The sequence below is a fragment of the Kribbella albertanoniae genome, from assembly GCF_004348455.1.
GTDB lineage: Bacteria > Actinomycetota > Actinomycetes > Propionibacteriales > Kribbellaceae > Kribbella > Kribbella albertanoniae.
The window spans coordinates 1-15950 of record NZ_SMKA01000232.1 but is presented as its reverse complement, the minus strand read 5'-3'; the positions used below and the strand labels follow the sequence as shown (position 1 = coordinate 15950).

Below are 15950 nucleotides of genomic sequence, written 5' to 3'. Positions count from 1 at the left end.
ATGGGGTGGAGGTGACGGCTGCGGGGATCCGGGTGTGGGGTGCGACGACGGAAGGGGTGTTCCGCGGGCTCACCACGCTCCGCCAGTTGATCGCCGTACACGGTGCGGACATCCCGTGTCAGCGCATCGTCGACGGGCCGCGGTTTGCGTGGCGCGGGCTTTCGTTCGATGTGGTGCGGACGTTCCATCCGCCGGAGACGGTACGGCGGGTGATCGACATGTGCGCGCTGTACAAGCTCAACGTCCTGCACCTGCACCTCACCGACGATCAGGGCTGGCGGTTCGAGGTCGCGGCACGCCCCGAGCTGATCAAGTTCGGCTCGCTCGGTGCGATGGCCGATCGGCCGGGCGGCTACTACACCCCGCTGGAGCTCGCCGACCTCAACCGGTACGCCGAGGAGCGGTTCGTCACGCTCGTTCCGGAGATCGACTTCCCCGGGCACACCGGCGCGGTCTCCCGCGCGTACCCCGAACTCACCACCGAGCTCCCCGGCATCCCCTTGCCGAACGGCGGCACGCTCGAGTTCCACTCACTCGACCCGGCCGACCCCGAGGTCTGGACCTTCGTCGAGGATGTCGTGGACGCGGTCATTCCGCAGTTCCCGCGGTCGGCGTACCTGCATATCGGCGGTGACGAAGCGTGGGGCATGTCCGACGAGGCCCACGCAGCGTTTGTACGACGGGCCGCGGAGCTCGTCCGTGCGAAGGGCAAGCGGGTCGTCGGCTGGCAGGAGATCGCCCGGGCCGACGTGGACCAGGCCGACCTCACGCAGTACTGGCTGGACGTCCAGGACATCGACGCGATCTCCGAGCGCCCCGAGGTTCCGGAGTTCCTGATCGACCACCTGGCAAAGGCGAGGCACGACGTACCGAAGGCGCTGGCACGCGGTGGCAAACTGCTCGTCTCCGCCACCACCTACCTGTACTTCGACCGCCCGCACGCCGCATCCTCCACAGACCCCGAGCAGGAGGAGACGCGAGCCCGCGTCGGCCTTCGCGCGTACCCGCCGGCCACCATCCAGGATGGCGTCGACTGGGACCCGGTTGCCAACACCCCCGGGGTCACCTCTGACGACCAGCTCGCCGGCGTCGAGGCCGCCATCTGGTGTGAGACCGTCACCAGTCGCGACGACCTCGAGTTCCTACTCCTCCCCCGCCTCCCCGGCGCCGCCGAGAAGGCCTGGTCCCACACCACCCCAACCACCTGGCCGACCTACGCCACCCACCTGGCCGCCCAAGCACCCACCTGGCACCGCCGCGGCTGGACCTACTTCAAATCCTCCGAAATCGACTGGCCCTGACCCACCTTGAGCCCCCACCAACCAGCCGCGGCGCCGCAGGACGACTGACCCGTGCTCAAGGTCCTCCCGCCGGGCCGGCCTTGAGCACCCATCAACCACATCCCGGCGGCCGAAACGATCGAGCGGTGCACAACGTCGTACGCCGAAGTTCCCCCAGGGGCGCGGGCGGATGGAAGGCACCTTGAGCACCGATCAACCATCTCCGTGACTCGGAAGTGATCAACCGGTGCTCAAGGTGCGGGTGCAGGGCGACCTTGAGCACCGATCAACCATTGGCCGGGGCGAGGAGTGGTTGACGGGTGCTCAAGGTGAGGGATCAGCAGGTGGCGGTGGGGGCTGCCCAGTCGGCGCGGTCGTTGTAGCCGCCGTCACCGGCGTCGCCGACCACGAGGTCGAGGACGCGGACGTTGGTGAGGTCGACGTCGAACGGCTTCGGCGAGAAGCGATCCACGACCCCGCTGTCGAACAGCACCTTGCCGTCACCGACGACCTGGAACGTCGCCGTGCCACCGTCCGGCCCGACGTTGCCCACGACGTCGTCGATCCCGACGGTCCCGCTCAGTCGTGTGCACGCCTTACCCAGGTAGTAGCGAACCAGCGAAGGTGATGCGACACCGATACCGGTCGGGTACGTCGTCCCGGTCAGCTTGATGGGGTTGCCACCACCGACGCTCTCGTCGATGGCCGGTGACATCCAGCCGCTGGTCGCGGTGATCCACTGGTGGTGTGACAGCGTCACCGTTCCGTCCGGCGGTAGCGGCGCAACCACGACCGGCGACAACGAGGTCGTCAGCCGCTGCACGCCGTACCCAACAGCCTCGTACGACGTCGCCGCCGTCAAGCTCGCCGTACCAGGCGCGGCATCGGCCGGCAGCTTGACCGTGAACCCGAAGGTCGCTTGCTTGCCACTGGCAATGAACATTGGAGCCGTCGACAACGACTTCACCGTCCAGCCGGTGCCACCGGCAAGGGTCACGGCCGGCTTCAGCACCGGCAGCAGACCGTCGTTGCGAACGGCAACCTGCACGGTCAGTTCGTCGCCACCGGCAACTACCGGCGCTGCCCCTTCGGGCTGGACGTCCGTTCCGACCTTCGTCACCTGCGGAATCCCGGCCGTGACATGAGAAGCACCCGGGATACCAACGGCCGGCGAGACCCGGAAGAGCGCCGTACCGTGGGCCGGTACGGCCGCACTGATCGTGCCCGCGCTCTCGGTGACCTTGTTCGTCCAAGCGTTCTTCAGCGTGAACCGCGCACCGCTCAACCCAACCGCCTTGGCAGTCGTCGTCAACGTGCGAGCGCTGTCCCCACGGTTCAGCAGCACGACGGCACGGCTGCCATCGGCCAGCCGCTTCACCCACGTTTCCGTCGTACCAGCTGCGCCGACCCGAACCGCCTGCACGGCAGCCTTGTCCTGGTTGATCGCCAGTACGTCGGGATCGGTCAGCATCGAGACCGTGGTTGCGCTCAGCTTCCGCACGTCGCTCCCGATCACCAGCGGCGCGGCGGCGACTGCCCACAGCGTCAACTGGGAACGGAACTCCTCATCCGACATCCCCAGCTCCGGCGCCAGGTAGTCCGGATCGCTGAACGCGCCCGGCTTCACGACCTCCGGGTGCCGCGCGTTCGCGTCGTAGTTGCGCAGCACGTCCTTGAACTTGATGTCGCCCTGGAATCCGACATCGGTGTAGGTCCGCCACGACTGCGCGATCCCGGGCGCGTACGTCCACGAGTTGATCGACTGCTGCGACTCGGGGTAGTTGCCCCAGTCCGGCGAGGTCACCGGGTTGCAGAGGTTGAAGATCATCGGCCGGCCGCTCGCGTTGTTCCGCAGCGCCTGGGCGAACTCGGTGAAGACCGTCTTCGGGTCGAGGTCGGCCGCGATGCCGCACAGGTAGTCGACCTTGACCGCGTCGAATCCCCACGCAGCGAACTGGTCGGCGTCGCGCTGGTAGTAGCCGCCGCTGCCGAGCCCGCACTTGCCCGGGATGTACGGACCGGCGTCGGTGTAGATGCCGGCCTTGAGGCCCTTGCCGTGGATGTAGTCGACCAGCGGCTTCAACCCGTTCGGGAACTTCGCCGGGTTCGGGACCAGGTCGCCCGCGGCGCTCCGCGACTGGTCGGCCTGCCAACCGCCGTCCAGCCAGACGATGTCGTAGCCGGCCTTGGCCAGCCCGCGGCTCACCAGCGAGTCGGCGACCGACTTGATCGAGTCCTCGGTGAAGTCGCCGCCGAGACCGTAGTAGGTGTTCCAGCCCTGGTACGGCGTCGGGCTGAGTACCGGGGCAGTTGTGGCCGGAGCAGCTGTGGACTGAGCAGCTGTGGCCTGAGCCGCCACAGCTGCGGTCGTGGTGGTGGTGGCGAGCGCGGCGGCCACCAGCGCAGCCGCGATCACCCCACCCAAAAGTCGCTTCATGTGTCTTCCTTTGCCGTTGAGCGGAACGGGGTCAGTCGAGTGCCTCGACGACCAGGCAGTGCGAGTCGGCGGTGCCGTCGAGCAGGACACCGACCTGCAGCAGGTAGCTGCCCGGGAGAGTCTCGTCACCCACCCGGTAGTTCTTCGCCGGGTCGAGCCCGGCCAGTGGGACCCTCAGTGGCCGGGTCGGCAGTGTGCCGCGCACGTTGCCGTCGCCGGTCTCCCACAGAAACACCACGGACCGCTGCGGACCGACGTACTGGACGCCGCCCTGCAATCCGTAGACCTTGCCCTCCGCAACGATGTCGCGGATGTCCTTGTACTGCTCGATGTTGCGGGTCGCCGTCTTGAGCTGTTCGTCGGTCCAGCGGGACAGATCCGCACCGATTCCCAGTACGCCGGACATCGCGACGTGGAAGCGGAAGTCGAGGGAACGTTCGCGACCGTCGTGGGTGCCTTCGGCATCGGTCACCCAGGAGCTCATCAGATGCGGCGCGAACCCGGTGCGGAAGCCCTGCTGGATCCTGAGCCGATCCAGCGGGGCTGTGTTGTCGCTCGGCCAGAGCGTGTCGACGCGCGCGGCCATGCCGAGGTCGACGCGGGCGCCGCCGCCGGCGCATCCTTCGACAAGGACGTCGGGGTGTTCGACGCGGAGGCGATCGAGGATGCCGTACAGGTTGGTGACCACTCGGCCGTCAAGGTCGCGGCGCTGGTCGCCGCTGTCGAGGCGCGGCCGGTTCGCGTCCCACTTGAGATAGCTGATGTCATGTGTTGACAACAGTTGATCAAGTGTTGACCACACAAATGCAGTCACGTCATCACGACTCAAGTCGAGCAATAGTTGATTGCGAATCAACACGGGTTCGCGGTCGGGGGTCCGCAGAATCCACTCCGGGTGTTCGGCGGCCAGTCGCGATCGCGGGTTGACCGATTCGGGCTCCACCCACAGCCCGAAGTCGAGCCCGAGCTCCTTGAGATCGGCGATGAACGTGTCGAGACCCTGCGGGAACTTGACCGGATCCACCTCCCAGTCGCCCAGCCCGCCGGCATCGTCCACACGCCCGGTGAACCACCCGTCATCGACCACAAAGGTCTCGACGCCGATCCCAGCCGCCCGTCGCGCCAACTCCAGCTGATGGTCGGCCCGGATATCGAACTCGGTCGCGAACCACGAGTTGTACAGCACCTTCGGCGTACGGCGTCGCGACCGCGCCAGCTCGTACTCGTGGAACACCCTCGCGAGCCCGTCCGTACCCTCAGCGCTACACGCCCCCACCGCCTTCGGCGACGTCCACGTCTCCCCTGGCCGCAACTGCAGCCCCTGACTGGACGAGACCCGACCAGCTTGGATCCTCACGGTCCCCGTGGTGTCCGCCTCCGCAGTCATCTCCCACGACCCACTCCAAGCAAGCTGTACGCCGTACGCCACCTCCCCGTCGACCACCAGGTACGGCGAGTACGAGTGCCCCGTGATCCCCTGCGCACTCCCCACCGAAAACCGCCCACGCTCCAACGCGATGGACGACTGCTGGAACTCGCTGTTCCACTCGCCCCACAAGTACTTCACGATGTTCCCAGCAGGCACGGTAAACCCAGCCGAGTCATGCCGATGCAACGTGAGCACGTCAGCCCCACGATTGCTCACCACGACCCACCGCTCCACCGCATCCCCCTCAACCCGGTAGTGGAGGGATAGCCGCACACCCCGAACCGGATCAGCGAACACCAACTCCAGGCCCGCTCCCGCCGCCCCGCCGCCGGCGCCGAGCTCCGAGTCGAGGAGTTCCTCGCTCTGCCCGGCCATCGTCGACCGGGCTGCCTCGTCTTCCCCCGCCACGATCGCTTCCACGAACACCGGGCGGAGCTCATCCACCCCATCCGGTCCGCTCAACACGAGGTCCACCGGGGCGGCGTACCGGACCCCCCGCACGGCGTACTCGAGCGGTTCCACGTCGGCTCGCGGGAGGAAGTGTTCGGTTCCGACCGGTGCAACGACCGACGGGCCGTCGGCTACGGCATGCGGGCCCCAGGCAACGAGTTGGGCCCACGCACCGTGCGCCGCGACACCGACGACGTACGAGGTGGTTGCTCCGCGCAACGTCCAGGTCTTCACTTGACGGCTCCGATCGCCAATCCACCGACGAAGTGCTTCTGGAACCGCAGGAACACCGCCACGGTGGGGACGGCAGCGATCACGGTGCCAGCGGCAATGACATTCCACGATGACACGAACAGGCCCTGCAGACCCAGCAACGCGGGCGTCACCGGCATCTTCTCGCCGGAGCGGATGACCGTGATCGACCACAGCAGGTCGTTGAAGATCCAGGTGAACGACAGCGCACCGAGCGCAGCCATCGCCGGCCGGGTCAGCGGCAGGATCACACTCGCGTAGATCTTCCCCGGCCCGGCCCCGTCGATCGTCGCGGCCTCCTGGATCTCCCGCGGCAGATCCCGCATGAACCCGTGCAGCACGAACGTGTAGAACCCGAGCCCGAACCCGACATGCACAGCGATCAACGCGATCAATGTGTCGTAGTACCCGATCAACTCCACGAACCGCGAGATCGGGATCAGCAAGATCTGCGGCGGCAGCAGATTACCCATCAGCATCAGCAGCAACACCGTCCGCCGGAACGGGATGTTGTACCGCGCCAGCCCGTACGCCGCCATCGACGCCAGCCCGAGACTCAGCAATACCGCCGGAATCGTCACCAGCAGACTGTTGATCAGCGCCCGGAACTCGTCCGCGTCCTCCCACGCCTGCTTGTACGTCGACAACGTGAACGAATGCGGCAGCGAGCCGAGCCCGTTCGCCGCGACATCGTCGAAGCTCCGGAACGAGATCACGATCACCCACAGGATCGGCGCGATCCACAGGAACGACACCAGCCCCATCGACACGTGGTAGCCGACCGTCTTCAGGCGGTTCACGACTCCTCCTTGAACGCACGAATCAGGTAGCCGAGGATCACGGCGAGGGCGAGGAAGAAGATCACCACGGCGATCGCGGACGCATACCCGAGCTGGGTGGACTGGAATGCAGTCGAGTACATATAGGTGCTGAGCAGCTCCGACGAGTGGTACGGACCGCCCTTCGTCATCGACCACACGATGTCGAAGGAGCGCAGCGAGTCGATCACGATCACCGACAGCACCACCGCGTTGACGCCCTTCAGCTGCGGGATCGTCACGTACAGCGTGCGCTGCCAGGCCGACGCGTGGTCCATCTTCGCGGCTTCGTACAGCGCCGGATCGACAGCCTTCAGCCCGGCCAGGTACAGCACCATGACATAGCCGATCTGACGCCACAGGGCCGGCAGGATGACGGCGTACAAGGCGGTATCGGGATCAGCCAGCCAAGGCCGGATGAAGTCGCCGAGCCCGACCCCGCGCAGGATCGAGTCGACCAGGCCGTCCGGCTGGTAGAACACGCGCCAGATCAGCGCGGTCACCACCAGCGAGAACACGACCGGCGTGAACAGAGCGGCCCGGTAGATCCCCACCCCACGGCGTTCCCGCTGCAACAGCAACGCCATCCCGAATCCACCGGCCACGCTCAGTCCACCGAACAGCACCAGCCAGATCGCCGTGTTCTTCAGTGCCGTCCGGAAGATCGGGTCCGACACCATGTCCCGGAAGTTGCCGAGGCCAACAAACGTCGGCGCCGACAACCCGTCCCACCGCGTCAACGCCAACCAGAACCCCTGCAAAGCAGGCCAGAACACCCACACCGCTTCAACCACGAACGGCACAAAGACGAACACCAGGATGAGCGGCGAGACCTTCCACGGTCTCCTCGTCACGGTGGAAGCCGCAGTGGAAGTCACGCGTTGAAGACCTTCTGAGCAGCGGCTTGCCAGTCCTTGAGGATCTTGTCGATCTGGTCCGGCTTGTCGAGGAACTTGGTCAGCGCGGCGTCGGCCGTGGGCTGCAGTGCGTCGCTCGAGTCACGGTTGAAGAACTGGGTGAGCTCGGCGGCGCCCTCGATCATCGCCTTACCCTTCTTCACCAGCGGGGTGTCCGCGGACTTGCCGTCCGGGTTCGCCGGAATCGCCGTACCAGAAGAGCTCTGGACGTAGATCTCCTGCGCCTCGGCGGTGGCCAGCCAGGTCATGAACTTCTTCACGCCTTCGGGATCCTTGGCCTTCTTGGAGGCGAAGTAGCCGTCGGTCGGCGCCTCTTCGGCGACCGGGACGGCCGGGTCGATGATCGGGAACTGGAAGAAGTCGATGTCGTCCAGGGCGTCCTTCGGGGCGGAGTCCGCGAAGAAGGTCCCGATCAGGAACATGCCGGTCTTGCCGCCGAGCAGCGCGGAGGTCGCTTCTTGGAAGGGGAACGACTTGCCCTTCGGGTCGAAGTACGGGAGTGCTTCCTGCCACTTGGTGAAGACGGCCTTGACCTTCGGGTCGTCGAAGCGGCCGCGGCCGGCCAGCAGGTCGCGGTGGAACGGCGCGCCGTTGATCCGGATGTTCAGGTAGTCGAACCAGGCCGAGGCCACCCATGGGGTGTCGCCCAGGCCGATACCGATCGGCGGAACACCCTTGCTCTGAATGGTCTTGCAGACTGCGAGGAACTCTTCCCAGGTCTTCGGCGGGGTGACACCCCACTTGGCGAAGTTCGATTTGCGGTAGAACATGCCCCACCAGTAGTAGCTGGTCGGCACGAAGATCTTCTCGCCGTTGCTGCTGGTCGACAGCGTCTGCATCGCCTTCGGATAGTTGCCTAGACCCTCCCATACGCTCGACACATCGAGCAGCAGGCCCTTCTTCGCATACGAGTCGGCGACCGATCCGGCGTACCAGGTGTAGACATCCGGCGGGTTCGCGGACGTGAGGTACGTCGGGAGCTGGGTGCGGTAGATCTCGGACGCGACCGTGTTGAGCTTGACCTGAGCGCCGCCGGTCTTGTTGTAGGCGGCAACGAGTTTCTCCATCGCGCCCTTGGCCTGCTGGGCCGACAGGTTGGACTGCAGCGAGAGCTCACCAGTTGCTCCGCTGCTCGCGCCGCTACCGGGACTGGGTGCCGTGGTGGCACAGCCCGGCACCAGAGCGGCCGCGCCGAGCACCCCGAGACCCTTGAGGAAAGTACGTCGATCTGCTGCCAGACCCGTCATGCCTGAACTCCTGAGATCTGCTCGACCAGCGTGCCAGTCGAGGGAGTGGTGTGTTGCCGACGATCTTGCGGCGAGCGGTCCCAGGTGTCAATATTAATTCGTAAATTACGAGCAAATAGCTTGACGTGATCAGCCGACCACGATCAACTGATGCCTCGTTCATCGTTGGAGGACGCCTACCCACGTGCTTGGGTAGAGGTGACTTCGGAGGAGGCATACGCGTGCGGCTGGCTGGGCGGGTGATCGTGGTGACCGGGGCCGCGTCGGGGATCGGCGCGGCCTGTGCCGAGCGTGCCCTGACCGAGGGCGCGTCGGTGGTGCAGGTCGACATCCACCCGTCGCCGGAGGTGTCCGGCAAGGCGGTCAGCGTCGTCGGTGACGTCACCTCGCCCGATACCTGGGCGGAGGTGGTGAGCCGCGGCCGCGACGAGCTCGGGCCGATCGACGGATTCGTCAGCAACGCCTACGTCTCCGAGGTGCGACCGGCACATGAGATGACACCGTCGTCCTGGCAACGGCAGATCGACGTGAACCTCAGCGCCGCGTTCCTCGGCTTCCGCGCCCTGTACGACGACCTCGCCGCGCGCCAGGGGTCCGCCGTACTGGTGTCGTCGGTGCACGCGTTGGCCGGGATCCCGGGGCACGCGGCGTATGCGGCGAGCAAGGGCGCGTTGGTGGCGCTCGCTCGGCAGCTCGGGGTCGAGTACGGCGGTTCGATCCGGGTGAACTCGGTGTTGCCGGGGCCGATCCAGACGGCTGCGTGGGATCGGTACGGACCTGAGGACCTGGAGCGGAGCGCTCGCGCGACCGCAGCTGGGCGGCTCGGGCAGCCCGACGAAGTGGCACAGGTGGTTGCGTTCCTGCTGTCGGCGGAGGCGTCCTACGTCACCGCCGCAAGCATTGTGGTCGACGGCGGCTGGTCGGCCGCGAAAGATTCGGCATGAGGGAGAGCAGTGTGGCGGGAATTCAACGGGGACTGCACGGGCAGATCGTGGAGGTGATGGCGCAGCGCATCCTGTCCGGGACGATTCCGGAGGGCGCGACCATCAACGTGCCTGATCTGCAGGCCGACCTGGGGGTCAGCCTGACCGCGGTCCGCGAGGCGCTGAAGGTGCTGACCGCCAAGGGGCTGGTCGACGCGCGGCAGAAGCGCGGCACCTTCGTCCGGCCGCGGACGGACTGGAATCTGCTCGACCCGGACATGATCCGCTGGCACTTCTCCGACTCCGATGTGCGCCCGGAGCTGCTGGAGGAGCTGCACGAAGTTCGCGGGATCGTCGAACCGGCGGCGGCACGATTGGCCGCCGTACGGGCTCAGGACTCGCACCTGCAGGCTCTCGACCTCGCGATGGCGGCGATGGAGTCGGCCACCGACGACCTCGCCGCCGTGGCCGCCGACCTCGCCTTCCACCGAGCGTTGCTGGCGGCAACGGGTAACGAACTGCTGACCAAGATGGAAGTGATCATGGAGACCGGGCTGGCCGACCGAGACCGCCTTGTCCACAAGGTGAAACCGTCAGACGACCCGGTGCCGAGCCACCGCCGCGTACTGGAAGCGATCCGTGCGCACGACCCCGTTGCGGCCGAGCAGGCGATGCGCGAACTGCTGGCCAAGGCCGCCGAAGACCTGCACGAGGTGCGTGGGTCATGAAGATTGAACGCATCGAGACGTTCTTGGTTCCGCCGCGCTGGTTGTTCTGCCGGGTCGAGACCAGTGACGGCGTCGTCGGCTGGGGCGAGCCAGTGGTCGAGGGTCGCGCCGAAGTCGTCCGTACGGCGATCGACGTACTGTCGGAGCACCTGATCGGCCAGGACCCGCTGCAGATCGAGCGGCACTGGCAGATCCTCACCAAGGGTGGTTTCTACCGCGGTGGACCTGTTCTGAGCAGTGCTGTCGCCGGGCTCGACCACGCACTGTGGGACATCGCCGGCAAGGTGTACGGCGCTCCTGTCTCGGCTCTGCTCGGCGGTCGGGTCCGCGACCGGGCGCGCGTCTACGCCTGGGTCGGCGGCGACGAGCCGTCCGCCGTTGCTGATCAGGTGGCCGAGCAGGTCGCGGCCGGGATGACCGCTGTCAAGATGAACGGCAGCGGCCGGATCTCACCGTCGCCATCAGTTGCCGAGATCAACGACATCGTCGCGCGACTGTCCGCGGCGCGCTCTGCATTGGGTGACACCCGAGACGTAGCCATCGACCTGCACGGCCGAGTCGGCGTCGCCGGCGCCCGCCGAATCCTGCACGCAGTCGAAGACCTGCAGCCGATGTTCGTCGAGGAGCCTGTCCTTCCTGAACACATGCTGCACCTGGCCGACGTCGTCAGCAGCTCAACGGTCCCACTCGCGTTGGGCGAGCGCCTCTACCACCGCAGCGAGTTCGCAGCACCCCTGAACGCCGGCATCGCCGTAGTCCAGCCCGACGTCTCCCACGCCGGCGGCATCTCCGAACTCCGCCGCATCGCCTCCCTGGCCGACACGCACGGCGCGATGCTGGCACCTCACTGTCCCTTAGGCCCGATCTCCCTGGCCGCCAGTCTCCAGGTCTCCTTCGCCACCCCCAACTTCCTCATCCAGGAACAAAGCCGAGGCATCCACTACAACGTGGCCAACGACCTCACCTCGTACGTCGTGGACCCCACCCCCTTCACCTGGATCAACGGGCACGCCGAATACAACCCCCTCCCCGGCCTAGGCATCACCGTCGACGAGAACGCCGTCCGCGAAGCCGACAAACTCGGCCACACCTGGCGCAACCCTCTCTGGACCCAAGAAGACGGCACCTTCGCCGAATGGTGACCGTAGATGCCGTGGACGGGGGCAGGTGGACCTCGCTGTGGTTGGCCAATCGTGAGTGGCTGTGGGCCGGACCCGGGCTGCTCGACGGGCCTCGGACTGGGCATGCCGCGTTCACGGATGCCGGCGGAGTGGATGAGTGCTTCCCGACTGTCCGCGGCACACCTGACCACGGTGGGCTATGGAATCAGCCATGGTCCGACTCGGTCACCTACGAGAATGCCGTTCTCACGCGTGCGTTCACGACTGGCACCGACAGCATCACGGTTGACTACCACCTGACCGCTCCGCCCGGTTATGAGTTCATCTGGGCTGCTCATGCCTTGCTGGACTGCGCAGTGGGTGCCACGATCTCCGCCCAACCAGCCGAATGCCGCCTCTATCCCGAAGCCGCTCCACTCCTCGGCGGTTGGCCCGCGAACGCACCTTGGGTTGCGACCTCTTGGCCGGCTCTCGACCTCGACACTTACGGCGAGTCCGACGGTACGGCGGTCGGCGCGGTTCTGGTCGATTGCCCGACCATGACGGTTCGCGACCGCGGCGCCGAGCTCACCATGCACCTCAGTTGCCCCGGGCAACCAGTCTCCACCGCGCTCTGGCGCAACCAGGCCGGCTTTCCGGGCGAGGCGCCGTACCGGAGTCTTGGCGTCGAACCGATGCTCGGCCGCGTCTTCGATCTGGCCGAAGCCGGTCCGGGCGACGCGGCCGTCGTACCGGAGACTGGTGAGCTGGCCTGGCGGCTGACTATCTCCGCCAGGCCAGTGTGATGTCAGCCGAGCGGGAGATCCAGTACGACGTTCGGCACCGTCGTGCTGTTGCTCGTGCGGATGCTGCCGATCTCGGCCGCCGTCAGCGCCCGCTTGTAGATCCGTACCTCATCCATCGCGCCGTTGAAGTGATGGAGGCCGTCGATCCGCTGCCCGACGAACATCTTGAACGGCCGTCCCGGACTGACCGAACCAGCAGGCGACGCAACCGACGCGACCGACGCACCGTCGACCCAGATCGCCAGCGTCGCGCCCTTCCGCTGCAGCGCCACGTGATGCCACACATTGTCGTTGTAGGCCTTGGTAGTTGCCACCACCGCGGTCTTGCCACCGGTGGTGATCAGCCCGCGGATCCGGCTGTCCCCCGGCTCGGCCCGCAGCCAGAACTGCGAGAACTCGTTGATGTTGTAGCCCCACATGATCGCGTGGTTCCCGGTCGTGGCGTTGTACTTGACCCACGCCATCGCAGTGAAGTCACCGGCACCGACCGCCAGCGATTCGGCGAACGGCAGCTGGATCGCATCATCCGTCCCATCAAGGTCCCGCGCCTGACCGAACTTCCCCGCGACCGACGTCGTACCGCCGCGCAGGTAGCTGTGGTTACCCAGCCCGGACACGTCCGGAGTCGTCGTCCCGAGCGGGGCATCCGGGTGACCGATGTCGTTCTCGGTGAAGCGCGCGAACCGGATCTGATCCCGCGCGTCGACCGTCCCGGCCTCGTACAGCAAGCCGATCTCACCGGTGTCGAGGACCGCCATGTCGGAGTACCCGGACCAGTCGCTGGTGATTCGGGTGCCTTCGGCAGCGGACTGCCAGGTACCGCCCTCGTCGAAACTCGACCGGATCGTCATGTACCGGCGCCGGGCCGGGTCGGCCGGCCCTGCGTGCAGGAGCCGGTTGTACTTGTGGCCTTCGTCGACCGCCCGCAGCCGCTGCACCGAGGTTTGCACAACCGGCGTCTCCAGGCCGGCGATCGTCTTGTACGGCGCCGCGTAGGTCAGACCGCCGTTGTTGCTGACCGCGCTCATCCGGTTCGCGCCGTCCGGTCCGGAGTTGTTACGAGCCACCGCCAGGATGCCGCCGTCGACCTTCTCGACGACGCTGACCTCCTGCGGCACTGCACCGTCGGTGCGCAGATCGTTCGCACCCTTGTGCCAGGTCTCGCCCTTGTTGTCGCTGTAGACGAGCTGGGCCCCACCTTGGCCGTCGACGTCGTAGTTGGTGCCGGCGACCATCCGGCCGGCGTGCGCACCACGGGTCAACTGGATACCGTGCATCGGCCCGGTCGCGTACCAGCTCCACGTCGGGTCGTCGATCTGCGCCCCGATGTTGGTGGCCTTGCTCCACGTGTGCCCGTCATCGACGCTCGTCTGCACGTACGGCGTCCGCGGGCGACTCGTCGTACCGGGGTCCATGGTGGTCAGCAGCACGATCTTGCCGGTCTCCTGGTCGACAATCGGCACCGGGTTGCCACGGGTGGCGACCGCGTTCGGGTCGGCATCCGTCCCGGACAGCACGGTCTCGGCGGCCGACCACGTCCGGCCGTCGTCGTCCGACCGCTTCACGACCAGGTCGATCTCCTGCGAGTCGCCGCAATACGTGCGCCGCGCCTCGGCGAACGCGAGCAGCGCGCCCGTCTTGGTCTTCACGATGGCGGGGATGCGGTAGCAGCCGTAGCCGGCGTCCCCCTTGTTGAACAGCACCGTCTGCGTGATCGCCGCAGGCTGGTTGTCGGCCTCGGCGTACATCGGCACAGTCGGCAGGAGCAGACTGAGCGCGATGAGCAGTGGAAGGCGTTTGGGCATGGGCGGATGCCTCCAAATGAACGGAAAGTAAACAACCTCACAGGTTGCTCAGGCAGTAATTTAGCTTCTTTCAGCGCCCGGAACCAGAGCACATCAGACGTCCTATGTCTTCAGGAGTCCCCATGGACCTGTTAGCCGAACTGCGTCAGCGCACCATCCTCGCAATCATCCGCGCCGACTCCGCCGACCGGGCCCTGGCGTGCGTCGACACCCTCGTCGAAGCCGGCATCACCGCGCTCGAGATCTCCCTCACCACCCCGGGTGCCGTCGAGGCCATCCAGCAGGCCCGAGCCGCGCACAACCCCAGCATCCTGATCGGCGCCGGCACCGTCCTCACCCCCGCCCAGGCCGACGAGGTAGCCGCTGCCGGCGCCACCTTCGTCGTCACCCCCGCCATCACCAGGGGCGCCCACCGAGCCGTCGACCTCGGCCTGCCCCTGCTCTGCGGCGCCCTCACCCCGACCGAGGTTGTAGCAGCCCTCGACCTGGGCGCGACCGCCATCAAAATCTTCCCGGCCAAGGTCCACGGCCCGTCCTACCTCCGCGAACTGGCCGCACCTCTCCCCCACGCCCCGCTCATCGCAGTAGGCGGCGTCGACGCAAAGTCCGCCCCCGAGTACCTAGCCGCCGGCGCCGTAGCAGTAGGCGTCGGCTCCCCGTTACTAGGCGACGCCGGCACCGGCGGCTCGTTGGCCGACCTCACCGCCCGAGCCAAAGCCTTCCTCGAGATCTGATCCGGAGTACTGCGATGACCGACCTGCTCACGATCGGCGAGACGATGGTCTCCCTGCGCACGCCCCGCGCCATGCGCCTCGGCGGCGACGCACACCTGTCCATCGCCGGCTCCGAGACCAACGTCGCGATCGGCCTCGCCCGCCTCGGTCACACCGCTGCCTGGTTAGGTGCCGTGGGCAACGATGAGCCGGGCCGGCTGATCGAGCGCACGCTCAGAGCCGAAGCCGTCGACACGTCCCGGATGCGCTTTTCCGACACGGACTTCACCGGGTTCATCGCCTTCGACCAACCGTCGCACGACATCACGCGCGTCAGCTACCACCGCCGCGGCTCCGCCGGTTCCACCCTCACCGCCTCCGAATGCGTCGCGGCGTTGGAAGACGTTCAGCCGCGACTGCTCCACGTCACCGGCATCACCCCTGCGCTGTCCGATACCGCGCGCGCCGCGACACTGGCTGTCGTACAGGCTGCTGCGGAGTTCGGCGTACAGGTTTCGCTGGACGTGAACTACCGAGCCCGCCTCTGGTCGCGTGCGGAAGCCACCGCTCTCCGCGAACTCCTCCCCCACATCCACACCGTCTTCGCATCCGACGACGAACTCGACATCCTCACCAGCGCCGAAGACCCCATCGCCGACCTCCTCACCACCGCCACCGAGGTCGTCGTCACCGCCGGCGGCAAAGGCGCCTGGTCCCACACCGCAGCCGGAACCCTGCACAGCGCAGCCCTCCCCGTCACCGTCGTCGACAGCATCGGAGCCGGCGACGCCTTCGTCTCCGGCTACCTCTCCGCCACCCTCGACAACCTCGCCGGAGAAGACCGCCTCACCCGAGCCACCACCTCAGGCGCCTTCTGCGTCACCGCCCTCGGCGACTGGGAATCCCTCCCCACCCGCCAAGACCTCACCCTCCTAACCCACACCCAAGGCACCGCCCTCCGCTAACCCCGGACCCCCACGCCATCACAATTGCTCCCGCGCCCGCCGCCCACGCTCAAGCCGCGCCCGATCACCCACTTGTGATG

General features: G+C 66.9%; 13 protein-coding genes. 7 read left to right on the top strand and 6 right to left on the bottom strand.

Features of this window, described 5'->3' with window-relative positions; all coding sequences use genetic code 11:
- A partial coding sequence (locus E1261_RS34330; protein ID WP_132413864.1) for a family 20 glycosylhydrolase occupies positions 1-1301 on the top strand: 1301 nt, incomplete at its 5' end.
- Positions 1302-1617: 316 nt separating this feature from the next.
- On the opposite strand, the gene E1261_RS34325 is transcribed toward E1261_RS34330, so the two are convergent.
- The 5 genes from E1261_RS34325 to E1261_RS34305 are packed head-to-tail and all read right to left on the bottom strand — an operon-like array spanning position 1618 to position 8830.
- The gene (locus tag E1261_RS34325) at positions 1618-3717 is read right to left on the bottom strand and encodes an NPCBM/NEW2 domain-containing protein (RefSeq protein ID WP_132413863.1); all 2100 of its coding nucleotides are present in this window, start codon (positions 3715-3717) and stop codon (positions 1618-1620) included.
- 31 nt (positions 3718-3748) lie between these two features.
- Positions 3749-5830, bottom strand: coding sequence for an alpha-galactosidase (locus tag E1261_RS34320; RefSeq protein ID WP_132413862.1), 2082 nt, complete (start codon positions 5828-5830; stop codon positions 3749-3751).
- On the bottom strand, positions 5827-6648 hold the full coding sequence (locus tag E1261_RS34315) for a carbohydrate ABC transporter permease (protein ID WP_132413861.1): 822 nt from the start codon (positions 6646-6648) through the stop codon (positions 5827-5829). Before E1261_RS34315 ends, E1261_RS34320 begins: the two co-directional genes overlap by 4 nt.
- Positions 6645-7544, bottom strand: coding sequence for a carbohydrate ABC transporter permease (locus E1261_RS34310; RefSeq protein WP_132413860.1), 900 nt, complete (start codon positions 7542-7544; stop codon positions 6645-6647). The genes E1261_RS34315 and E1261_RS34310 overlap by 4 nt, the downstream gene beginning before the upstream one ends.
- Positions 7541-8830, bottom strand: a complete 1290-nt coding sequence (locus E1261_RS34305) for an ABC transporter substrate-binding protein (RefSeq protein WP_132413859.1) — start codon at positions 8828-8830, stop codon at positions 7541-7543. The genes E1261_RS34310 and E1261_RS34305 overlap by 4 nt, the downstream gene beginning before the upstream one ends.
- Before the next feature lie 221 nt (positions 8831-9051).
- On the opposite strand from E1261_RS34305, the gene E1261_RS34300 reads away from it, so the two are divergent.
- The 4 genes from E1261_RS34300 to E1261_RS34285 are packed head-to-tail and all read left to right on the top strand — an operon-like array spanning position 9052 to position 12387.
- Positions 9052-9774 carry an SDR family NAD(P)-dependent oxidoreductase gene (locus E1261_RS34300; RefSeq protein WP_132413858.1) on the top strand — a complete coding sequence of 241 codons (723 nt, stop codon included), beginning with the start codon at positions 9052-9054 and terminating at the stop codon, positions 9772-9774.
- An 11-nt stretch (positions 9775-9785) separates the two neighbouring features.
- A complete protein-coding gene (locus tag E1261_RS34295; protein ID WP_238176600.1) occupies positions 9786-10481 on the top strand; it encodes a FadR/GntR family transcriptional regulator in 696 nt (231 codons plus the stop codon).
- Complete coding sequence (gene dgoD / locus E1261_RS34290; RefSeq protein WP_132413856.1) at positions 10478-11623, top strand: galactonate dehydratase; 1146 nt, start codon at positions 10478-10480, stop codon at positions 11621-11623. Before E1261_RS34295 ends, dgoD begins: the two co-directional genes overlap by 4 nt.
- A complete protein-coding gene (locus E1261_RS34285; protein ID WP_132413855.1) occupies positions 11617-12387 on the top strand; it encodes a hypothetical protein in 771 nt (256 codons plus the stop codon). Before dgoD ends, E1261_RS34285 begins: the two co-directional genes overlap by 7 nt.
- 2 nt (positions 12388-12389) lie before the next feature.
- On the opposite strand, the gene E1261_RS34280 is transcribed toward E1261_RS34285, so the two are convergent.
- Positions 12390-14192: a sialidase family protein gene (locus tag E1261_RS34280; RefSeq protein WP_132413854.1), complete on the bottom strand. Its 1803-nt coding sequence runs from the start codon at positions 14190-14192 to the stop codon at positions 12390-12392.
- A 122-nt stretch (positions 14193-14314) separates the two neighbouring features.
- On the opposite strand from E1261_RS34280, the gene E1261_RS34275 reads away from it, so the two are divergent.
- Positions 14315-14926, top strand: coding sequence for a bifunctional 4-hydroxy-2-oxoglutarate aldolase/2-dehydro-3-deoxy-phosphogluconate aldolase (locus E1261_RS34275; protein WP_132413853.1), 612 nt, complete (start codon positions 14315-14317; stop codon positions 14924-14926).
- A 14-nt stretch (positions 14927-14940) separates the two neighbouring features.
- Positions 14941-15870 carry a sugar kinase gene (locus tag E1261_RS34270; protein ID WP_132413852.1) on the top strand — a complete coding sequence of 310 codons (930 nt, stop codon included), beginning with the start codon at positions 14941-14943 and terminating at the stop codon, positions 15868-15870.
- Positions 15871-15950: the final 80 nt, after the last annotated feature.